The sequence below is a fragment of the Actinoplanes subglobosus genome, from assembly GCF_042650585.1.
GTDB lineage: Bacteria > Actinomycetota > Actinomycetes > Mycobacteriales > Micromonosporaceae > Actinoplanes > Actinoplanes subglobosus.
The window spans coordinates 226,258-246,750 of the sequence record NZ_JBHSBL010000007.1 but is presented as its reverse complement, the minus strand read 5'-3'; the positions used below and the strand labels follow the sequence as shown (position 1 = coordinate 246,750).

The following is a 20,493-nucleotide window of genomic DNA, read 5'->3' as shown; positions in this document are numbered from 1 at the left end:
TGCGCCATGCCTGTCGACGAAGAAGCCGGTAGCGGCACCGCGTTCTCCCAGTCCCTGGAACGGGGGCTGATGATCCTGTCGTCGTTCAGCGAGACCCACCCGGTGCTCGGCATCGCCGACATCTCCCGCGCGGTGGCGCTGAACAAGAGCACCACCCACCGGTACGTGTCGACCCTGGCCCGGCTCGGCTACCTGCAACAGGATCCGGAGACGAAGAAGTACTCGCTCGGGCCGAAGGTGGTCGACCTGGGCTTCGCCGCGCTCAACTCGCTCGAGATCAACCGGGTGGCGGCGCCCTGCCTGCAGAGCCTGGCCGACGAGACCGGGTACACGGTGAGCATGGCGGTGCTCGACGGTGCCGACATCGTCTACGTGGAACGGCGCCGCAGCGGGCGGGCCACCAGCGCGTACGCCATGGGCCTGAACCTGCACGTGGGTTCCCGGCTGCCGGCGTACTGCACGTCGATGGGGAAGGTGCTGCTCGCCCACCAGGAGCCCGCCGTGCTGCGCCAGCTGCTGGACCGGACCGATTTCGCCCGCCGCGGGCCGAAGACGCTGACCAACCGGGAGCAGCTGATGGCGGCGCTCGCGAAGATCCGGCAGACCGGGGTGTCGGTGAACGACGAGGAGCTCGCGTCGGGGCTGCGGTCGGTGGCGGCGCCGGTGCGCGACCGGACCGGCCGGGTGGTCGCGGCGGTCAACATCGCGGTGCACCTGACGGTGTGGTCGACCAGCGCGGACGCCGTGGTGGCCCGCCTGGAACGCCCGCTGCGCCAGTGCACCGCCGAGATCAGCACCCGCCTCGGCTACCGCTGACCCCCGGTCGCCAGCCGTCGCCCAGACACCCCCAACCCGCCCCCGAAGCCGCCTGAACGACGCCCGCGCCCCCGGCCGTCGCCCAGACACCCCGAACCCACCCCCCAAAGCGGTCTGGGCTACGGCTGGCGGTGGTGTTCCGGTTTTGGGGATGGCGTTCGAGTGGGTGGAACGGGTCGTTGATCTGCTGGAAACACGGGCATAGCGTCGGCGCACCCCTGCGCTTGGAGGCGACCCGATGCTTCTCGACGACAAACTCTGGACCGGCAACATCTTTCTCGGCGGCGAGTGGCGGCCGGGGCGGGGCGGCACGTATGACGTGACCGAACCCGCCACCGGCGCCGTGCTCGGCCGGATCGGGCGGGCCACGCCCGAGGACGTGACCGAGGCCGCCCGGATCGCGGCCGAGGCCCAGCGCGCCTGGGCGGACACCCCGCACCCGCGGCGGGCGGCGATCCTGCGCCGCGCCGCGCAACTGTGGACCGAGCATGCCGACGAGATCTCCGGCTGGAACGTGCGGGAGGTCGGCGCGATCCCGCCGATGGCCGGGTTCGCCCTGCACGTGGCCGAGCAGGAGTGCTACGAGGCGGCCGGGCTGCCCGCCCGCCCCTACGGCGAGCTGCTGCCCAGCGAGGAGCCGCGGCTGTCGATGGCCCGCCGGGTGCCGGCCGGTGTGGTGGCGGTGATCGCGCCGTTCAACGTCCCGATCATCCTGGCGATCCGCTCGGTGGCACCGGCCCTGGCCCTGGGCAACGCGGTCCTGCTCAAGCCGGACCCGCGCACCGCGGTCACCGGCGGCGTCACCCTGGCCCGGATCTTCGAGGAGGCCGGGCTGCCGCCGGGCGTGCTGCAGATGCTGCCGGGCGCGGCCGACGTCGGCGAGGCCCTGGTCACCGACCCGCATGTGCGGGTCATCTCGTTCACCGGCTCGACCGCGGCCGGCCGCCGGGTGGGCGCGCTCGCCGGCGAGCACCTGAAGCGGGCCCACCTGGAACTGGGCGGCAACTCGGCACTCGTGGTCCTGGCGGACGCCGACGTCGAGGGCGCGGTCGCGGCGGCTTCGTTCGGGTCCTGGTTCCACCAGGGGCAGATCTGCATGACCACCGGCCGGCACCTGGTGCACGCGAGCGTCTACGACCGGTTCGTCGAGGCCCTCGCGGCGAAGGCGGCGAACCTTCCGGTCGGCGACCCGTCCCGGGAGCAGGTGGTGCTCGGCCCGATCATCGACGCCGGCCAGCGCGACAAGATCCACTCGGTGGTGACCCGGTCGGCGGACTCCGGCGCTCGGATCGCGGCCGGCGGCACGTTCCGGGACCTGTTCTACTCCCCCACCGTGCTGGCCGACGTCTCCGGCGACACGCCCGCATTCCGGGAAGAGATCTTCGGTCCGGTGGCACCGGTCATCCGGTTCGGCGACGACGACGAGGCGGTACGGCTGGCCACCGCGAGTGAGTACGGCCTGTCGCTCGGCATCATCACCCGGGACGTGATGCGCGGCCTCGCACTGGCCGACCGGATCCCCACCGGCATCGTGCACATCAACGACCAGACCGTAGGGGACGAGGCGAACAGCCCGTTCGGTGGTGTCGCGGCGTCCGGGACCGGCTCCCGGTTCGGTGGCGCGGCGGCCAACGTGGAGGCGTTCACCGAGACACGCTGGGTCACTCTGCGTGACAAGCCGCCCGCGTACCCGTTCTGACGAAAGTTGTTTCCGTGCCGTTACAGGCACTCCGGGAGGCTTGCGCGAAATGCACGTTCATCAATAATGAGCGCCATGAATCGAGCCGAGGCGATACCGGTTGACGGGTCCCGGAGCACGACCGAGCCCCCCAGCGGCCACGAGCCGGCGGCACCCCCGCCGGCTCCCGGCCGAGCTCATCCACAGGTCACCACGCCGGCCCGGCCGGCAGGTGGCGGCAACACCGTCGCGGTCCGCCCGCCGGCCCCCGCGATCTCCCCCTATCGAGGCCACCGCCGCGCGGACGGCATGCCGGACAGGCTCCCGGTCCGGCACGCCGAGACACCCGCACCGGAGCCGTGGACCGGCCCACCGGCCGACACCCGAGCCGCGAGCAAGGCGGTGACCCGTCGGATCGCCCGGCGGGGCGCCGTCGCCGCCCGCCGCGTGGTCGGCCTGTGAACGCCACGACACGGCCGGCGGCACGACCGGCCGGCCGGCCACGACGACGCGAGCGGGGACGCTCCGAGCCCGCGGACAATCACCCACGTGCGGTGACGGGGGAAGACGGATCCTGCCGGCCACGACGCGGCCGGCGCGGACCGCTACGGACGAGTGAACGACTGCTGACCGCCATGGCCCACGGCGTCCGGCGGCCACCGGGCGGCGCGACGTCCCCGGAGGCCTACCGGCCACCAGGCAGCACGAACCCGCCTGGTGCCTCGCGGCCACCAGGCGGCGGGACGACAGCGATCACCCACGGCCCGCCGCCGGACCGCGGGGCGGCAGGGAGACGGGCACGACTGGAGCCTGCCGCCGGGCCTACGAGAGCGGCCGGGAGGACACCTGCCGGGCCGGGAACGCGTGGCCGTATCGGAGAAGGTTCTTCCGGGGAATCGCGGACCGTGACCAATCTCGCAAACCGGGCGCCGATCGGACCCGGTGGTGACGCTGCGCCACCACCGGTGGCCCATCCGGGCCGGCCACCACCAAGCGCCGGAACCGTCCGGCTTTTAACCGCAATGTCACAGCTTGTCACGAGATTCTCACCGAAGTCGGGTGATCCCGTGCCCGCCTGGTGGGCAGCGGCGTCGTGATGGTTGGGCCGACCCCTTCTTCGGGGTACAAGTGAGGCACATCGCTCGCCTCGCCGGTCACCGTCGGCGAGCCGGGCGGCCGCACCCGCTGAAGAGGGAGAGCAGTCTCCATGGGCGACACGCCTGTCATCACGCTCAACAACGGCGTCACGATTCCGCAGATCGGATTCGGCGTCTTCCAGATTCCCGAGGCGCAGACCGCGGCCGCGGTCACCACCGCGCTGGAAGCGGGTTACCGCAGCATCGACACCGCGGCCATCTACCACAACGAGGCGGGTGTCGGCGCCGCCCTGAAGGCGGCCGGGGTGCCGCGCGACGAGCTGTTCATCACGACCAAGGTCTGGAACACCGATCAGGGGTACGACGAGACGCTGCGCGCGTTCGACGCCAGCACCGCACGCCTCGGACTGGATCGGCTCGACCTCTACCTGATCCACTGGCCCACGCCGAAACGGGCGAAGTACCTGGACACCTGGCGGGCGCTGGAGAAGCTCCTGGCCGACGGCCGGGTCCGGGCCATCGGTGTCTCCAACTTCCTGCCCGAGCAGCTGCACGCCGTCGCCGACCTCGGCGGCACCGTGCCCGCGGTCAACCAGATCGAGGTGCACCCGGCCCTCCAGCAGCGTGACGCCCAGGAGGCGAACGCCGAACTGGGCGTCATCACCGAGGCGTGGAGCCCGCTCGCCCAGGCCGGCGTGCTCGGCGACCCGGCCGTGCTGCGGATCGCCACCGCCCACGACCGCACCCCGGCCCAGGTCGTGCTCCGCTGGCACGTGCAGCAGGGCCGGATCGTGATCCCCAAGTCGGTCACCCCGTCCCGGATCGCCGAGAACCTGCGGATCTTCGACTTCGAGCTGACCGCGGACGAGCTGGCCGCGATCGACGCGCTGGAGTCCGACGGCCGGACCGGGCCGCATCCGGACCACTTCAACTGATCCTCGCGAATGTGACGGTCACGTCATGACGTGACCGTCACAGAGATCGTTAAGCGGCTTCACAGGAACCCGCCGCACACTGGGGTCACGTCCCCCTCACAGGAGGTTCCGATGGGTCTTCTCGGCCTGATCAGCTTCGCGTTGCTGCTGGTCCAGCTGGTGCTGCTGGTTCGTGTCGCGCTCGACTGGAGCGTCATGCTGGCCGGTCCCGCCATGCCCGGGTCGGCCCGGGCCAAGGCCCTCGACGTCGCCTACCGTCTCACCGAGCCGATCCTGGCGCCGGTCCGCAAGGTGCTGCCCCCGCTACGGGCCGGCGGCATCTCGATCGACCTGGCGTTCATCGTCGTCTTCATCGTGATCGGCATCATCCGCGCGCTTCTCTGACCGGCTCTCTGACCGGCTGCTCCCTGACCGACTCCCTGTCCGGCTGCTCCCTGACCGACTCCCTGTCCCGGCCGCTCCCTGACCGACTCCCTGTCCCGGCTGCTCCCTGACCGACTCCCTGTCCCGGCCGCTCTCTGACCGGCTGCTCTCTGACCGGCTGCTATCTGACCGGCGCGAGCGGTGCTCCGGCTGCCGGCGCGGGGCCGTCGGGCAGTGGGCCGGGGGCGGGCGGCGTCAGCGGGTTGGGGGCGCCGCCGGACCGGGCGGCCAGCATGATCGCGGCCGGCAGCAGGATCAGCGTGGCGCCCGGCAGTACCGAGACGCCGTCGGCCGGATAGCCGGTGCCGTCGACCACGAAGAGCAGGTTGGCGGCGAACGACAGCGGCATGATCGCGGCGAGGAAGAGGGCCAGGGCGCCCGGCAGCCCGGCAACGGCCAGCAGCGTCCAGATCGCCGCGGTCCGGCCCCGCCGCCGCGCCCGGTGCCGGCGGAGCACGGCTGCCACCGTCACGGCGAACGGCAGTGACAGGAACACCCCGAAGATCGATACCTGATCGCCGGCGCCGTTACCCAGGAAGACCCCGAAACCCGCGGTCACTGCCGGTGGCACCGTGACGAGCAGGGCCGTCACCGCCGGGCGCAGGCGGTGCACGCTGGTCGCGGCGGCCGTCACCACGCCGAGCAGCACCGTCCCGGCGGCCACCAGGATCGTGGTGAGCGGCAGGCCCAGCGGCATGAACGGGTGGTTCTCCGCCGGTGTGCCCTGCGCCAGCAGCAGTGGTCCGAGCCCGGCCGCGGCGATCGCCGCCGTCATCGTGCGGGTGCGGATGCGGGCGGCCGCGGTGGTTCCGGTGATGTCGGCGGCCGCACCGGCCCCGGCGGCGGTCCCGCCGTGCCCGGCCGCACCGAACCCGGCGGCGGTCCCGGCATGCCCGGCCGCACCGAACCCGGCGGCGGTCCCGGCATGCCCGGCCGCACCGAACCCGGCGGCGGTCCCGGCATGCCCGGCCGCACCGAACCCGGCGGCGGTTCCGGCACGGCCCGCCGCACCGGACCCGGCTGGAGTCTCGACGATCCGGCCGGCCAGGGTCCAGGCCAGGGTGATCGTCGCGGCGGCGGCCAGCAGTGCGATCCGCAGGCCGGGCAGGCCGGTGACCTCGTTGATCAGCAGGGCCGACTCGGTGGCGAGCAGACCGGCGGCGAGCGCGGCGGCGGCCCGGGATGCGTGCCGGCGGTTGGCCGTGGCGACCAGCAGACCCAGAGCGGCGAACAGGATCGCGGCCCACCGTAACTCGGCCACCCACAGGTAGAGTTCGCCGTCTCCGCCGGGCATCGGGGCGGCCGCCGACATCACCGGCATCGCCGCGGTCAGGTAGGTCACCGTGTAGGCCCACGAGAGCACCCCGGCAAGCGTCGCGACCACCCCGGCGACCAGGACGACGGGCGGGAATGCCGGGGGCGCAGTGGCGGCCGAGTCGGTGGTGGCGGTTCCGGACGCGGCGCTGGACGCCGGGGGCGCGGCGCTGGACGCCGGGGGCGCGGCGCTGGACGCCGGGGGCGCGGCGGTGTGTGGGATCAGCGTGGCGGCGGCCCGGTCGGTCAGGCGGGCCGGGCGTTCGGGGGCCGTCGCCGCCCGGCGGCCGTAGAGGACCGCCAGCCAGCCGTAGGCGAGGAACGTGCCGGCCAGGGCTCCGGTGTGCACGATCAGGCCTGATTCGTCCGGTTTCAGGATCCCGGTGTCGAAGGACAGCAGCAACGAGGCCGCGGCGGCGTCCGGTCCCTGGGTGATCAGCACGGGGACGGTGGCCAGCGCGGTCGCCAGCGCCGCCACCGCGGGGACCCCGGCCAGCACCCACCTGGTCGCGCCCTCGCGGGTGGACCGGGCGGCGGCCGCACCGGCCAGCGCGGTCAGCACCGTCCACGCGACGATCCCGATCACGGTGGTCGGGTGCGGGACGAGCGGGCCCTCGCCGACCTCGCCGATCAGCAGGGCCGGCAGCACGGCCAGGGGCGCGAGCACCGCCGGGCCCGCCGCGCCCAGCCGGCCGTCACGGGACATCGGCAGGCGACGGCCCAGCCACCAGGCGACCGGCACGCACCACAGGGTGAGGACCACCGCGCCGGTGACGACCCAGCCCTCGAAGTGGAGCCACATCGGCGACTCCACGCCGGCGGCGTCGAAGGCCAGCTGCACCAGCGACCGGACCGTCTGGACCACGCCGATGCCGAGGACCGCGGCCAGCATCAGCGCGGCGGCCGGGCTCATCCCGGAGCGGGCCTCGGCCCAGCCGCGCGGGACACCGGTGGCGTCCCGCGCGGGCGGGGAGGTGAGCAGGCTGACCGCGAAGCCGAGGCGCTCGGCGACCCGGCCCGGCTGCCGCTCGAGGTGGGCGAGTTCGGCGAGCCACTCCCGGTGCAGGTCCTCGCGCAGGTCGGCGGGCCAGCGCCGGGCCGCCGTGCGCAGCGCCCACCGGGTGAGCCGGGTCAGGATCATGCCGGACACCGTAACCCACCCTTTGCTGTTTCTCTACATAGGGGTTCAGCTCAAGCGATCGTCGACGAACTCCAGGGCCGTGGTGTCGAAGAAGCTGCGGCCCCCGGCGTGGTCGTCCCACGGGTAGACCTCGATCTCCTTCTGTGCCTCGATCGCGTTGTAGGCCGCGAACACTCCGGACGGCGGGCACACGTCGTCCATCAGCGCCGCCGACAGGATCGCCGGCGCGGTGATCCGCCGGGCGAAGTGGACCGCGTCCACGTGGTCGAGGGTGTCCAGGGTCCGCTGGGCTGCCTGCGGGTTGGCGCGGAGGAAGCGGACCACCTCGGCGTACGGGAAACTGTCGGTGATCGTGATCGCCCGCTGGATGTCGCAGAGGAACGGCACCCCGGCGACCACCGCCGACACCAGGTCCGGGACGAGTCCGGCCGAGGCCAGCGCGAGCGCGCCGCCCTGGCTCTTGCCGGTGACCACGAGCCGGGAGGCGTCGATGCCCGGCAGCTCGGTGGCGGTCTCCACGGCACGGGCCGCGTCGGTGATCAGCCGGCGGTAGTAGAACGTCTCCGGGGCGAGCACCCCGCGGGTCAGGAAGCCGGGGGTGGACGGGCCGGCCCCGTGGTCGTCCGGGTCGGGGGTGTCGCCGCCACGCCAGCCGCCGCCCTGGCCCCGGGTGTCCATGACCAGGTGGGCGTACCCGGCACTGGTCCAGGTCAGCCAGTCGATCGGCAGGCCGCGGCCACCGCCGTACCCGATGAACTCGACGGCGACCGGCAGCGGGCCGTCAGCGGTGGACGGACGGTTGAGCCAGGCCCGGACGGGCTGGCCGGCGTAGCCGGTGAAGGTGACGTCGTAGGTGGTGACGCCCTTGAGCGGGGTCGCGACCTCGGCCAGTCTCGGTGGCAGGGCCGCCCGGCGCGCCGAGGCGAGCGTGCCGGACCAGAAGTCGTCGAAGCCGGCCGGCTCCGGGCGGGAGAGATGGTACGTGCGCAATTCGTGGAGTGGGAAGTCAAACAGCGCCATGGTGATCACGCTAGGCGCTGGGCTTGGCTGACGACAGCCCCTGCGGGCACGATGGGCGCGTGCCACCGGAAGCCGCCACCCGACCCCCGCACGTCCTCGAGGCCGTCCTGGAGCGGCTGACCTATGTGAACGAGGAGACCGGCTACACGGTGGCCCGGGTCGCGCACAAGAGCAGCACCGATCTGCTGACCGTGGTCGGGGCGCTGCTCGGCGCGCAGCCCGGGGAGAGTCTGCGGCTGAGCGGGTGGTGGTCGTCGCACCCGCAGTACGGCCGTCAGTTCGAGGTCGTCTCCTACACCACCGTGCTGCCGGCCACCATCCAGGGGATCCGCCGCTATCTGGGATCGGGGCTGGTCAAGGGTATCGGGCCGGTGTTCGCCGAGCGGATCGTGGACCACTTCGGACTCGACACCCTGGAGATCATCGAGACCGCGCCGGAGCGGCTGATCGAGGTGGCCGGGCTGGGGCCGAAACGCACGAAGAAGATCACCGCGGCGTGGGCCGAGCAGAAGGCGATCAAGGAGGTGATGGTCTTCCTCCAGGGCGTCGGGGTGTCCACGTCGATCGCGGTGCGGATCTACAAGAAGTACGGGGACTCGTCCATCTCGGTCGTCAAGAACTCGCCGTACAAGCTCGCGGCCGACGTCTGGGGCATCGGGTTCAAGACCGCGGACACGATCGCCCAGGCGGTCGGGATCCCGCACGACAGTCCCGAACGGGTGAAGGCGGGCCTGCAGTACACGCTGTCGCAGGCCACCGACAACGGTCACTGTTTCCTGCCGGCGGACAGTCTCGTGGCGGACGCCGCCAAGATCCTCGACGTACCGGACGCGCTGGTCCCGGTCTGCCTCGACGAACTCGTCGCGGAGGAGGGTGTGGTGCGGGAGCAGGACGAGATCTACCTGGTCCCGTTCCATCGCGCGGAGATGTCGCTGTCATCATCGCTGATCTCCCTGCTGCGCGACAAAGCGGACAGGATGCCGCACTTCCGGGACGTGGACTGGGGCAAGGCTCTCGCCTGGCTGCACCAGCGCACCGGCTCGACCCTCGCCACCGAGCAGGAGCAGGCCGTCAAGCTGGCGCTCACGTCGAAAGTGGCCGTCCTCACCGGCGGGCCCGGGTGCGGGAAGAGCTTCACCGTACGCTCGATCGTCGAACTCGCCGCCGCGAAGAAGGCGAAGATCCAGCTCGTCGCACCGACCGGCCGGGCCGCGAAGCGGCTCGCCGAGCTGACCGGCCACCCGGCCGCCACCGTGCACCGCCTGCTCAAACTGCAGCCCGGCGGGGACGCCACCTTCGACCGCGACAACCCGCTCGACGCCGACCTGATCGTCGTCGACGAGGCCTCGATGCTCGACCTGATCCTGGCGAACAAGCTGGTCAAGGCGATCCCGCCGGGTGCGCACCTGCTGCTGGTCGGTGACGTCGACCAGCTGCCGTCGGTCGGTGCCGGCGAGGTGCTGCGCGATCTGCTGGCCGCGGACGTGATCCCCCGGGTACGGCTCACCCAGATCTTCCGGCAGGCGGCGGAGAGCGGCGTGGTCACCAACGCGCACCGGGTCAACCAGGGCCGGCCGCCGCGTTTCGAGGGCCTGACCGACTTCTTCCTGTTCCCGTGCGACGACACCGAGGCCACCGCGGCGCTCACCGTCGACGTCGCGTGCCGCCGGATCCCGAGGAAGTTCGGGCTGGACCCGCGCCGCGACATCCAGATCCTCACCCCGATGCACCGCGGTCCGGCCGGCGCCGGCGCCCTCAACGTCCTGCTCCAGCAGGAGCTCACCCCGCACCGTGAGGGCCTGCCGGAGCGGCGGCTGGGCGGGCGGGTGTTCCGGGTCGGCGACAAGGTCACCCAGATCCGGAACAACTACGAGAAGGGCGCGGCCGGCGTCTTCAACGGCACCGTCGGCGTGGTCACCGGGCTGTCGCCCGAGGAGCAGACCTTGACGGTACGGACGGACGAGGACGAACAGATCGAGTACGACTTCGACGAGCTGGACGAGCTGGCACACGCCTACGCCATCACGATCCACCGGTCGCAGGGCTCGGAGTACCCGGCCGTGGTCATCCCGCTGACCACCAGCGCCTGGATGATGCTGCAGCGCAATCTGCTCTACACGGCGATCACCCGGGCGAAGAGGCTGGTCGTGTTGGTCGGCTCCCGCCGGGCGCTGGCCGCCGCGGTCCGCACGGTCGGCGCGGGCCGCCGGCACACCGCGCTGACCCGGCGCCTGGGCTAGCCGCTAGCACAGTCCGGCGGGCCGTGGGCCGCGAACGCGGAAATCCGGGCGGAATGGCCGTGTTGTCCGGACGCGGGTACGGCTGTTCCACGCACCGCTCCCGACAGTTCCCGATCTGACTAGTGTGAGGTTGGTAAACAATTCTTCAGTCCTTTTCCGGGCCATTTCTCGCTGCCCGGAAAAGGAATCCGAAAACGACGGGGGAATTCTCATGTTGCGTTCGACGACGGTCAGCACGGCGCTTCTCGGTGTCCTCGCGATGGCCGCCGCACCGGCCCAGGCACAGCCGCAGCCGCCCAAGCCCGACAAGATGATGGTGATCGACGTGGTCTCGGCGAACGGGTCGGGCTGCCCGGCCGGCACCGCGGACATCCAGGTCTCACCCGACAACACCGCCTTCACGGTCACGTACTCGCAGTACACCGCTTCGGTCGGGCCGCAGGCGACGCCGCTGGACTTCCGGAAGAACTGCCAGCTGGCACTGAACGTGAAGGTGCCGTCCGGATTCACGTTCGCCATCGCGAGCGCCGACTACCGCGGATACGCCAGCCTGCGGGCCGGGGCGTATGCCCTGCAATCGGCCGGCTACTACTTCCAGGGCCACTCACAGACGGCGCGCAGCCAGCACAATTTCAAGGGCCCGATGGAGGACAACTGGCAGCGCACCGACCAGGTGGCGATCGCGTCGTACAGCTACCTGCCCTGTGGTGAGCAGCGCTACCTGAACATCAACACCGAACTGCGGGTCAACCGCGGATCGTCGGACACGAAGAAGTTCACCAACTTCATCTCGATGGACTCGACCGACGCCGCGATCAACACCCTTTACCGGATCGCCTGGAAGAAGTGCGGCAAGTAATCCCGGCCGTCACCGGTCACGGTCGACGAACGCCGCCCACGGATCCCCGGCCGGTCGATGCTCCGCCGATGGCGGGGCCACCACCGGCCGGGCCCGGCGGGCGGCCAGCAGCGCCGCCAGCGCGGTGGTGATCGGCACCGCGGCGACCAGGCCGATCGTGCCGACCGCGCTGCGCACCAGCTCCTGCGCGATCATCTGCGAGGTGAGGACCTCGTCGAGCGGGGTGTCGCCGGCCGCGAACAGCAGCATCAGCGGCAGCGACGCCCCCGCGTAGGCCAGCACGATCGTGTTGATCACCGAGGCGATGTGGGCCCGCCCGATCCGGGTGGCCGCGCCGTAGAGGCGCCGGAACCCGTAGGACGGGTTGGCCACCGCCAGCTCGGCGACGGTGGCCGACTGGGTGACCGTGACGTCGTCGAGCACGCCGAGCGAGCCGATCACGATGCCGGCCAGCAGCAGGCCCCGCATGTTCACGTCGCCCTGGGTGATGGTCAGGAAGTTCGACGTCTCGTCGGCGACACCGGTCAGGTGCACCCCGGCGGTGGCGACGGCGGCCAGGATCGCGGTGATCGCCAGGCTGGCCAGGGTGCCGGCGACCGCGACCGTCGTGGTCAGCGACAGCCCGTGCGTCAGGTAGAGCACGATGAGCATGATCGCGGCGGCGCCGACCACCGCGACCAGCACCGGCGACCGGCCGTCCAGGATCGCCGGCACGATGAACCAGAGCAGGATCCCGAAGGTGACCGCTAGACCGGCCAGCGCCGTCACCCCGCGCCACCGGCCGAAGGCGATCACCGCGAGCGCGAACGCCGCACCCAGCATCCACAGCTCGCCGCCCCGCTTGTGGTCGGAGATCGAGTAGCTCATGCCGGTGGGTGCGGCCTCGTCGTTGAGGGCGAGCAGCGTGATGTCGTCGCCGGCCGCCACCTCGGGCGCGCCCGGCCCGTTCGGGACGTCGGTGGTGATCACCGCCCCGTCGTCGAGACGCACCTGGACGGTGCCGCAGTCCTCCTCCGGGGCGTCGCCCTCGGGCACCGGCGGGCACTCGGCGGGGGTCACCGCCACCACCTCGCCGGTCACCACGGCCGGGCCCGCCGCCCCCTCGGCCCGCGGGGTGTCGTGCGGCCACAGCAGCAGCATGCCGACCAGGGTGATCAGCACCGCCGGCACCAGGAGCAGCAGGGTGATCCGCCGGGCCTGCGGAAACTCCGGCAGCTCCCCGTGGGCATGGTGATGGTGGTCGGCGCTCATCGTGCTCCTCGTCGCGGCCGTCGGTGGTACCCGCGAACCGTACCCGGCCGGTCCGGGTCGGCCGGAGCTCACGCCGAGCGGGTCTTCGCCCGTTCCTCGGCGGACCGGCCGAACGTCAGCCAGAAGTCGGTGATGGCCAGGCTCAGCACCGGGCGGCGACCGGCCAGGTAGCCCAGCGGGCCGTCCGGCTCGGGACGCCACGCGGTCGCCGCGGTCCGCAGACCGGCCCGGCCCCGCACCGGCGTACGCCGGACCTGCTCGCCGAGTTGCTGGGCGACGGTGAACCCGAGCGGGAACCGGCCCGGGAGCCGCCGTTTGAGGCGGACCAGCGCGGCCCCGATCGGCGCGCCACCGTCCGGAGCGGTGATCGTGGCGTCGACCAGCGGCTCGGTCTCGGCGTCCAGCGTGAAGTCGGCCAGCTCCTTGGGGATGCCCCAGAGCCGGCGCCCGCCCTCGCGGGAGGCGACGCTGTCCACCCAGATGTCGGTGATGCTGACCCGCGGGCGGCCGCGCTCGTGCACCAGGACGGCGCTGAGCAGCTCCTTGTAGTGCAGGACGCCGCCCGGCTCGTACGACACCCAGGCGGCGCCGACCGCGACGCGGCCGCCGACGGTGACCGGGCGGACCGCGGCGTCCAGCGCCGGGGGCAGGGCCGGGACGTCCCGGCGGGGGATCAGGAACACCGACAGATACATCTGTCCGCGCAGGTGCCAGGGCTCGGGCGGGTACATGCCTCCACCCTGGCACCCCCGGGGCGTACGTTCAACGTCCTCGATGCCGTCAGTATCGGAACCGGGACACGACCGCCTGGAGCTGGGCCGCGGTCTGACCGAGGTCCTCGGCCGCGTGCCGGGTCTCGCCGACCGTGTCGGTGGTCCGGCGGGTGGCCTCGGAGACCGTGCCGATCGTCATCGCGATGTCGCCGGCACCGTTGGCCGCCTCGCTGAGCGTGCGGTTCATCTCGGCGGTCGTCGCGGTCTGCTCCTCGACGGCCGACGCGATGGTCAGCTGGATGCCGTTGATCCGCTCGATGATCTCGGTGATCTCGCCGATCGCGGTGACCGCGCCGCTGGTGTCGGCCTGGATCGCCTGCACCCGCTGGGAGATGTCCTCGGTGGCCTTGGCGGTCTCCTGGGCCAGGTCCTTGACCTCACCGGCGACGACCGCGAAGCCCTTGCCCACCTCACCGGCCCGGGCCGCCTCGATGGTCGCGTTCAGGGCCAGCAGGTTGGTCTGCTCGGCGATGCTGGTGATCACCTTGACGACGGTGAAGATCTCCTCGGACGAGGCACCGAGCCGTCCGACGATCGCGTTGGTCTCGGCGGCGACCCGCACGGCCTGGGCGGCCACCTCGGTCGCCTCCGAGGTGGAGACGCTGATGTCGCGGATCGCCGAGCCCATCTCCTGCGAGCCGGCCGACACCACCTGCAGGTTGTGCGAGACCGTGTCGGCGGCAGTGGCGACCGTGCCGGCCTGCACGGAGGCCTCGCTGGCGGCCGCGTCCACGCCGCCGGCGACCGAGCTGAGCCGGCCGGCCGCGTCCTGGAGGGTGCCGACGCTGCCGCCGAGCTGGATCATGTCCTCGCGGAGGCGGGCGACGCCCTGGTCGAGGGCGGTGGCCATCCGGCCGATCTCGTCGCGGCTGCGGACCTCGGAGCTTCGCGTCAGGTCACCCTCGGCCAGGCCCTCGGCGATCCGGGAGACCTCCCGCACGGTACGCCGCACCCGGCTCGCCACCTGGAATCCGATGAGCAGGCTCAGCACCATGCCGGCGACCAGCACGATCGCCACGGTCCAGGCCGCGCTCGATCCGGACGACTCGGCGTCGGTGATGCTCTTCTCGGCCAGTTCGACAGCGCGTTCCCGCAGGGCGCTCTGGTCCTCGGCGAGGGCCGCCCGCAGCGCGTCGTACTTCTTGAGCGCCTCGGCGAAATCGGCCTGGCTGCCGCCGGTGGCCGGGGGCGCGTTGATGAAGCCGAGGTAGGCCTCCCAGTCGGTCTTGGCCTTGGCCACCGTCTCGTCGCCGGGCAGGTGCTGGTCGAAGACTCCGAAGGCGTCGGCGATGGAGGCCTGGTTCGCCGCCATGCCCTCCTTGATCCGGTCGCCGATCGCCGGGTAGAGCTGGAGCGCGGACACACTGCCGCTGAACGCCTCGACGCTCGTGGTGAAGGTGCCGACGGCCGACTCGATCGCCAGGGACTGCCGGTGCGCGGCCGCGCCGTCCCGGTTGAGCTCGTGGATCGTGGTCACCGCCAGCGCACCGACGATCAGGCCGCTGACCGTCGCGGTCATCGCCGCGGCGCCGATCTTCGTACGCAGCGACCGGTCGTCGAACAGGCTGCTCAGCCCCATCGGTATCCCCTCATCATGGCGTCCGTCGACCGTAGGATCGGCACGCCTGGAACGCGCTTGAGAGAGCCGCACGAGGGAACCGCCCGGCCTCAGTGTCCAGCGCCGGGCAGTCCTCGCGGGCCGACTCGTCCAGATTGACGGATGGGGCGGATGGGGCGTCAGGGCGCGGTGACGTCGGCCAGGGCCTGGAAGATCAGCCATGTCGAGGTGGCGCCCGGGTCCTGATGGCCGGCGCTGCGTTCGCCCAGGTAGGAGGCCCGGCCCTTGCGTGCGGTCAGCGGGATCGTGGCCCGGGCCCCGTCACCCGCGGCCCGCGCCGCACCGGCCGCCGCCTCGGGCAGGGCCGCGCCGCCCGCCACCGCCTCCTCGAACGCGGCGAGCGCCGGCTCGTACGCGTCCACGATGGTCTTGTCGCCGGGGGCCGCGCCACCGAGGGCCCGGACCGCCTCCAGCCCCGCGCGCAGGCCGCCGGCCAGGTCGGGCAGGGTGGCCGACGGGCCCGGCGGCAGCGCTTTGCCGAGGGCACGGAAGACGCTGCCGTACAGCGGGCCGGAGGCACCGCCCACCTTGGAGATCAGGGTGCCGCCGGAGCGGACGAAGACGTCGCCGACGCCGGTGAATCCGGTGCCGTCGAGCAGCGCCGTGACGGCGGTGAAGCCGCGCCGCAGGTTGACGCCGTGGTCGCCGTCGCCGATGGCCGAGTCGAGTCTCGTGAGCTCGTCGGCCTCGGCGGCGACGGAGTCCGCGACGGCGCGCAGCCAGGCGGTGGCCAGGGTGACATCCACGTCAGGCGCCCCACCGCAGGCCGGGTGTGCGCACCGGCGCGTCGAACAGCCGCAGCGTCTCGTCCGTCACCCGGGTCACGGTGATCGACAGCCCGGCCATGTCCAGGCTGGTCACGTAGTTGCCGACCAGCCGCCGGCTGATCTCCACACCGCGCTCGGCGAGCACCGTGGCCACCTCGCCGTACACCAGGTACAGCTCGATCAGCGGAGTGCCACCCAGGCCGTTGACCAGCACGATCACCCGGTCGCCGCGGTCGACGGGCTTCGCCTCCAGGATCGCGTCGAGCGCGGAGCGGACCAGGTCCCGGGCGGGGCGCAGCTTCTCCCGGCGACGGCCCGGCTCGCCGTGGATGCCGACACCGACCTCGATCTCGTCCTCCGGCAGGTCGAACCCGGGGCGGCCGGCCGCGGGGGTGGTGCCGGCCGTCAGCGCGTACGCGAAAGAGGCCGACGCCGTGTTGACCTCGCGCCCGATCGCGGCGACCTCGGCCAGTTTGCCGCCCTCCTCGGCGAGCGCCCCGGCGATCTTCTCCACCAGCAGGGTCGCGCCGGTGCCGCGCCGCCCGGCCGTCCACGTCGAGTTCTCCACCGCGACGTCGTCGTCGACGAGCACCGTCTCCACCGTGACGCCCTCGTCGGCGGCCAGTTCCGCGGCCATCCGGAAGTTCATCACGTCACCGGTGTAGTTCTTCACGACGTGCACCACACCGGCACCGCCGTCGACGGCTTTCGTCGCGGCCAGGATCTGGTCCGGCACCGGGGACGTGAAGACCTCCCCGGGACAGGCCGCGTCGAGCATGCCGGGGCCGACGAACCCGCCGTGCAACGGCTCGTGCCCGGAACCTCCACCGGACACCAGCGCCACCTTGCCCGGGCGCGGGGCGTCCGCCCTGGCCAAATACTGTTCGGCGGTGTCGACGCGCAGCTCGGGGTGGGCGGCGGCGAGCCCCGCGAGCGCCTCGGCCACCACGTCGGACGGATCGTTGATGAATTTCTTCACGGCCGGCTCCTTTGCCTCGGTCTCCTCAGCATGGTCGCGCTGAGCGATTCGGCCAAGGCTTTGCGTGACTACCATCGGGATCCATGGCGTACGTGGGAATCGTGCTCGTGTCACACAGCGCAACACTGGCCGCCGGTGTGCGGGAACTGCTCGCGCAGGTCGCCGGCCCGGATGTCCGGGTCGAGCCGGCCGGCGGCACCGGCGACGGCGGGCTGGGCACCAGCGCCGGGAGGATCGAGGCCGCGATCCGGGCGGCTGACGCCGGCGCCGGGGTGCTGGTCCTGGCCGATCTGGGCAGCGCGGTGCTGACCACCCGCACGGTGCTGGCCGATCTGCCGGCCGGCCCGGTGCTGGTGGACGCGCCGTTCGTCGAGGGCGCGGTGGCCGCCGCGGTGCTCGCGTCGACCGGCGCCGATCTGGCGACCGTGGCCGCCGCGGCCGGGGAGGCCCGCGATGTCCCCAAGTTCTGAGATCGAGGTCGTGCTGCCCGCGGCGCTGCACGCGCGCCCGGCGGCCGAGGCGGTCCGGACCGCCTCGGCCTACACCTCCGACGTCGAGGTACGCCTCGGTGAGCGTTCGGCGAGTGCCGGCAGTGCCCTGCGCCTGATGTCGCTGGGTGCGCCGGCCGGGGCCACGGTGATCGTCCGTGCCACCGGAGACGACGCCCACCTCGCCGCGCTCGCGGTGGCCGAGGTGCTTCGTTCCGCCGAGTAGTTCCGTAACTTTCGGAGCTCTCGCACAGATTGGGCGCGCTCCCATCCTCATCATTAGCGGGGAGAAAGGACAATTCAGCCTTGGTGGATCACGGACGGAATCATTAAAGTTTCGGCCGTCCAGAGCCATCCGTCGATACCCCGAATCGACTGGACCGAAGGCAGATCCCCATGAGCCGTCCCCGTACCGTTCTCGGCGCGCTGGCCACCGCCCTTCTGGCGGCCGGCACGTTCGTCGCCCTGTCCCCATCGGCCGACGCCGCGGCGTCCACACTCGGCGCGGCCGCCGCCGAGAAGGGCCGCTACTTCGGCACCGCGGTCTCGCTCAACAAGCTGAGCGACTCGACCTACTCGACCATCCTCAACCGCGAGTTCAACATGCTCACGGCCGAGAACGAGATGAAGATCGACGCTCTCGAGCCGAACCAGAACCAGTTCAACTTCACCACCGCCGACCGGCTGATCACCCGCGCCAACGAGATCGGCGCCAAGGTCCGCGGCCACACGCTGGCCTGGCACTCGCAGCAGCCCGGCTGGATGCAGAGCCTGAGCGGCACCGCGCTGCGCAGCGCCATGAAGAACCACATCACCCAGGTCATGACCCACTACAAGGGCAAGATCCACTCCTGGGACGTGGTGAACGAGGCCTTCGACGACAGCACCGGCGGCCGCCGCGACTCCAACCTGCAGCGCACCGGCAACGACTGGATCGAGGACGCGTTCGTCACCGCGCGCGCCGCCGACCCGGCCGCCAAGCTCTGCTACAACGACTACAACACCGACAACTGGAGCTGGGCCAAGACCCAGGGCGTCTACAACCTGGTCAAGGACTTCAAGGCGCGGGGTGTGCCGATCGACTGCGTCGGCTTCCAGTCGCACTTCAACAGCGGTTCGCCCTACCCGAGCAACTACCGCACCACGCTGCAGAACTTCGCCGCCCTCGGCGTCGACGTGCAGATCACCGAGCTCGACATCGAGGGCTCCGGCAGCACCCAGGCCACCACGTACGGCAATGTGACGAACGACTGCCTCGCCGTCGCCCGCTGCAACGGCATCACCGTCTGGGGCATCCGGGACACCGACTCGTGGCGGGCCAGCGGCACCCCGCTGCTCTTCGACGGGAGCGGCAACCCGAAGCAGGCGTACACCGCCGTGCTCACCGCCCTCGGCGGCGGCACCACCTCGCCGTCACCGAGCAACTCCGGTTCGGCCTCGCCGTCCCCGTCGGCCAGCCAGTCGCAGGGCACCGGCGCCTGCACGGCGACCGTGTCGATCAACGCCTGGACCGGCGGGTTCGTCGCCACCGTCACGGTCAAGGCCGGATCGGCCGCGCTGTCCGGGTGGACCGCCGGCCTCACCCTGCCGACCGGTGCCGCGGTGACCAACACGTGGAGCGCCACGGCGAGCGGCAGCACCGGCGCGGTGTCCTTCACCAACGTCGGCTACAACGGCACGGTCGCCGCCGGAGCGAGCACCCAGTTCGGCTTCCAGGGCACCGGCAACGCCCCGTCCACCACCGCCACCTGCAGCGCCCGCTGAAAGACGCCGGTTCCGGGGCGCCCGTCCGCGCCCCGGAACCGGTCAGCGCTCCAGGATGGCCACCACGCCCTGTCCGCCGGCGGCGCAGATGGAGATCAGGCCACGGCCCGAGCCCCTCTGCGCAAGCAGCTTGGCCAGCGTCGCGACGATCCGGCCGCCGGTCGCCGCGAACGGGTGACCGGCCGCCAGCGACGAGCCGTTGACGTTGAGCTTCGCCCGGTCGATCGAGCCGAGCGGCGCGTCCAGGCCCAGCTTCTCCTTGCAGAACGACGGCGACTCCCAGGCGGCCAGTGTGGACAGCACCTGCGACGCGAACGCCTCGTGGATCTCGTAGTAGTCGAAGTCCTGCAGGGTGAGCCCGTTGCGGGCGAGCATCCGCGGCACCGCGTAGGCGGGCGCCATCAGCAGACCCTCGTCACCGTGCACGTAGTCGACGGCGGCGGTCTCCGCATCGGCGAAGTACGCGAGCACCGGCAGCGACCGGGCCGCCGCCCACTCCTCCGACGCCAGCAGCACGGCCGACGCGCCGTCGGTGAGCGGCGTCGAGTTGCCCGCCGTCATGGTGGGGTTCTCCTTGCCGTACACCGGCTTGAGCCTGGAGAGCTTTTCCAGACTGCTGTCGGCGCGCAGATTCTGGTCACGGGTCAGCCCCAGATAGGGCGTCAGAAGATCGTCGAAGAAGCCGCTGTCGTACGCCGCCGCGAGCCGCTGATGCGAGGTGAGGGCCAGCTCGTCCTGGGCCGCACGCTCGACGTTCCAGGTGAGGGCCGTGATCGCGGCGTGCTCCCCCATCGACAGGCCGGTCCGCGGTTCGGCGTTGCGCGGCAGCTCCGGCTTGAGCGCGTGCTGCGGGCGCAGTTTCGCGACCGCCTTGAGCCGCGCCCCGAGCGTCCGGGCCCGGTTGAGCTCCAGCAGCGCGCGGCGCATGTCCTCGTTGAGCTGGAGCGGGGCGTCCGAGGTGGTGTCCACGCCACCGGCCACGCCGGAGTCGATCCGGCCGAGCGCGATCTTGTCGGCGACCAGGATCGCCGCCTCCAGACCGGTGCCGCACGCCTGCTGGATGTCGTAGGCCGGGGTCCGCGGGTCCAGCCGGGAGCCGAGCACCACCTCGCGGGTCAGGTTGAAGTCACGCGAGTGCTTGAGCACGGCGCCGGCGACCACCTCGCCGAGCTGCTCGCCGGCCAGCCCGAACCGGGCGACCAGCCCGTCCAGCGCCGCGGTCAGCATGTCCTGGTTCGACGCCTCGGCATAGCGGCTGTTGGACCGGGCGAACGGAATCCGGTTCCCGCCCAGCACGGCCACACGGCGCACGTTCGGCACGGCTATCCTC

The 20,493-nt window shown here is 72.1% G+C and carries 18 protein-coding genes; 10 read left to right on the top strand and 8 right to left on the bottom strand.

The genetic code is table 11. The features are described 5' to 3' along the window. The first annotated feature begins 6 nt into the window (after positions 1-6). From ACFO0C_RS10055 to ACFO0C_RS10035, 5 genes are all read left to right on the top strand, one after another. On the top strand, positions 7-816 hold the full coding sequence (locus ACFO0C_RS10055) for an IclR family transcriptional regulator (RefSeq protein WP_378066307.1): 810 nt from the start codon (positions 7-9) through the stop codon (positions 814-816). A 238-nt stretch (positions 817-1,054) separates the two neighbouring features. Then, positions 1,055-2,515 (top strand): benzaldehyde dehydrogenase, encoded by a 1,461-nt coding sequence (locus ACFO0C_RS10050; protein WP_378066306.1) that lies wholly within the window; start codon positions 1,055-1,057, stop codon positions 2,513-2,515. A 75-nt stretch (positions 2,516-2,590) separates the two neighbouring features. Continuing rightward, positions 2,591-2,956 carry a hypothetical protein gene (locus ACFO0C_RS10045; protein WP_378066305.1) on the top strand — a complete coding sequence of 122 codons (366 nt, stop codon included), beginning with the start codon at positions 2,591-2,593 and terminating at the stop codon, positions 2,954-2,956. 745 nt (positions 2,957-3,701) lie between these two features. Next, positions 3,702-4,526, top strand: coding sequence for an aldo/keto reductase (locus ACFO0C_RS10040; RefSeq protein WP_378066304.1), 825 nt, complete (start codon positions 3,702-3,704; stop codon positions 4,524-4,526). 111 nt (positions 4,527-4,637) lie between these two features. Then, positions 4,638-4,910, top strand: a complete 273-nt coding sequence (locus ACFO0C_RS10035) for a YggT family protein (protein WP_378066303.1) — start codon at positions 4,638-4,640, stop codon at positions 4,908-4,910. Between the two features lie 160 nt (positions 4,911-5,070). On the opposite strand, the gene ACFO0C_RS10030 is transcribed toward ACFO0C_RS10035, so the two are convergent. Together ACFO0C_RS10030 and ACFO0C_RS10025 are read right to left on the bottom strand one after the other, a co-directional pair. Then, the gene (locus ACFO0C_RS10030) at positions 5,071-7,404 is read right to left on the bottom strand and encodes a hypothetical protein (RefSeq protein WP_378066302.1); all 2,334 of its coding nucleotides are present in this window, start codon (positions 7,402-7,404) and stop codon (positions 5,071-5,073) included. Between the two features lie 45 nt (positions 7,405-7,449). Beyond that, positions 7,450-8,424 (bottom strand): acetylxylan esterase, encoded by a 975-nt coding sequence (locus ACFO0C_RS10025; RefSeq protein WP_378066301.1) that lies wholly within the window; start codon positions 8,422-8,424, stop codon positions 7,450-7,452. Between the two features lie 59 nt (positions 8,425-8,483). Here ACFO0C_RS10025 and recD2 point away from each other — a divergent pair, with 59 nt between their 5' ends. Then, positions 8,484-10,664: an SF1B family DNA helicase RecD2 gene (recD2, locus tag ACFO0C_RS10020; RefSeq protein WP_378066300.1), complete on the top strand. Its 2,181-nt coding sequence runs from the start codon at positions 8,484-8,486 to the stop codon at positions 10,662-10,664. 211 nt (positions 10,665-10,875) lie between these two features. After that, positions 10,876-11,523 (top strand): DUF4360 domain-containing protein, encoded by a 648-nt coding sequence (locus ACFO0C_RS10015; RefSeq protein WP_378066299.1) that lies wholly within the window; start codon positions 10,876-10,878, stop codon positions 11,521-11,523. A gap of 9 nt (positions 11,524-11,532) precedes the next feature. Here the strand turns inward: ACFO0C_RS10015 and ACFO0C_RS10010 are convergent, their stop codons facing one another. The 5 genes from ACFO0C_RS10010 to dhaK all read right to left on the bottom strand — a co-directional run bounded on the left by ACFO0C_RS10010 (position 11,533) and on the right by dhaK (position 16,911). Continuing rightward, positions 11,533-12,774 (bottom strand): YibE/F family protein, encoded by a 1,242-nt coding sequence (locus ACFO0C_RS10010; protein ID WP_378066298.1) that lies wholly within the window; start codon positions 12,772-12,774, stop codon positions 11,533-11,535. Between the two features lie 68 nt (positions 12,775-12,842). Further along, positions 12,843-13,505 (bottom strand): acetoacetate decarboxylase family protein, encoded by a 663-nt coding sequence (locus tag ACFO0C_RS10005; protein WP_378066297.1) that lies wholly within the window; start codon positions 13,503-13,505, stop codon positions 12,843-12,845. Positions 13,506-13,554: 49 nt separating this feature from the next. Then, positions 13,555-15,126 carry a methyl-accepting chemotaxis protein gene (locus tag ACFO0C_RS10000; RefSeq protein WP_378066296.1) on the bottom strand — a complete coding sequence of 524 codons (1,572 nt, stop codon included), beginning with the start codon at positions 15,124-15,126 and terminating at the stop codon, positions 13,555-13,557. 158 nt (positions 15,127-15,284) lie between these two features. Then, positions 15,285-15,911 (bottom strand): dihydroxyacetone kinase subunit DhaL, encoded by a 627-nt coding sequence (dhaL, locus tag ACFO0C_RS09995; RefSeq protein ID WP_378066295.1) that lies wholly within the window; start codon positions 15,909-15,911, stop codon positions 15,285-15,287. 1 nt (position 15,912) lies between these two features. Next, on the bottom strand, positions 15,913-16,911 hold the full coding sequence (gene dhaK / locus ACFO0C_RS09990) for a dihydroxyacetone kinase subunit DhaK (RefSeq protein ID WP_378066294.1): 999 nt from the start codon (positions 16,909-16,911) through the stop codon (positions 15,913-15,915). 83 nt (positions 16,912-16,994) lie between these two features. On the opposite strand from dhaK, the gene dhaM reads away from it, so the two are divergent. From dhaM to ACFO0C_RS09975, 3 genes are all read left to right on the top strand, one after another. Next, positions 16,995-17,381: a dihydroxyacetone kinase phosphoryl donor subunit DhaM gene (gene dhaM / locus ACFO0C_RS09985; RefSeq protein ID WP_378066293.1), complete on the top strand. Its 387-nt coding sequence runs from the start codon at positions 16,995-16,997 to the stop codon at positions 17,379-17,381. Then, complete coding sequence (locus tag ACFO0C_RS09980) at positions 17,365-17,625, top strand: HPr family phosphocarrier protein (RefSeq protein WP_378066292.1); 261 nt, start codon at positions 17,365-17,367, stop codon at positions 17,623-17,625. Before dhaM ends, ACFO0C_RS09980 begins: the two co-directional genes overlap by 17 nt. A 170-nt stretch (positions 17,626-17,795) precedes the next feature. Further along, positions 17,796-19,163 carry an endo-1,4-beta-xylanase gene (locus ACFO0C_RS09975; protein WP_378066291.1) on the top strand — a complete coding sequence of 456 codons (1,368 nt, stop codon included), beginning with the start codon at positions 17,796-17,798 and terminating at the stop codon, positions 19,161-19,163. A gap of 42 nt (positions 19,164-19,205) precedes the next feature. Here the strand turns inward: ACFO0C_RS09975 and ACFO0C_RS09970 are convergent, their stop codons facing one another. Beyond that, a complete protein-coding gene (locus ACFO0C_RS09970) occupies positions 19,206-20,483 on the bottom strand; it encodes an acetyl-CoA C-acetyltransferase (protein WP_378066290.1) in 1,278 nt (425 codons plus the stop codon). Positions 20,484-20,493: the final 10 nt, after the last annotated feature.

Coding starts and splice junctions, on each gene's coding strand:
- ACFO0C_RS10005 (WP_378066297.1), bottom strand. CDS start 13,505: ATGTACCCGCCCGAGCCCTGGCACCTGCGCGGACAGATGTATCTGTCG.
- ACFO0C_RS10035 (WP_378066303.1), top strand. CDS start 4,638: ATGGGTCTTCTCGGCCTGATCAGCTTCGCGTTGCTGCTGGTCCAGCTG.
- ACFO0C_RS10010 (WP_378066298.1), bottom strand. CDS start 12,774: ATGAGCGCCGACCACCATCACCATGCCCACGGGGAGCTGCCGGAGTTT.
- ACFO0C_RS10055 (WP_378066307.1), top strand. CDS start 7: ATGCCTGTCGACGAAGAAGCCGGTAGCGGCACCGCGTTCTCCCAGTCC.
- ACFO0C_RS09980 (WP_378066292.1), top strand. CDS start 17,365: ATGTCCCCAAGTTCTGAGATCGAGGTCGTGCTGCCCGCGGCGCTGCAC.
- ACFO0C_RS10030 (WP_378066302.1), bottom strand. CDS start 7,404: ATGATCCTGACCCGGCTCACCCGGTGGGCGCTGCGCACGGCGGCCCGG.
- ACFO0C_RS10025 (WP_378066301.1), bottom strand. CDS start 8,424: ATGGCGCTGTTTGACTTCCCACTCCACGAATTGCGCACGTACCATCTC.
- ACFO0C_RS10000 (WP_378066296.1), bottom strand. CDS start 15,126: ATGGGGCTGAGCAGCCTGTTCGACGACCGGTCGCTGCGTACGAAGATC.
- ACFO0C_RS10040 (WP_378066304.1), top strand. CDS start 3,702: ATGGGCGACACGCCTGTCATCACGCTCAACAACGGCGTCACGATTCCG.
- ACFO0C_RS10015 (WP_378066299.1), top strand. CDS start 10,876: ATGTTGCGTTCGACGACGGTCAGCACGGCGCTTCTCGGTGTCCTCGCG.
- dhaM (WP_378066293.1), top strand. CDS start 16,995: ATGGCGTACGTGGGAATCGTGCTCGTGTCACACAGCGCAACACTGGCC.
- ACFO0C_RS10045 (WP_378066305.1), top strand. CDS start 2,591: ATGAATCGAGCCGAGGCGATACCGGTTGACGGGTCCCGGAGCACGACC.
- ACFO0C_RS10050 (WP_378066306.1), top strand. CDS start 1,055: ATGCTTCTCGACGACAAACTCTGGACCGGCAACATCTTTCTCGGCGGC.
- ACFO0C_RS09975 (WP_378066291.1), top strand. CDS start 17,796: ATGAGCCGTCCCCGTACCGTTCTCGGCGCGCTGGCCACCGCCCTTCTG.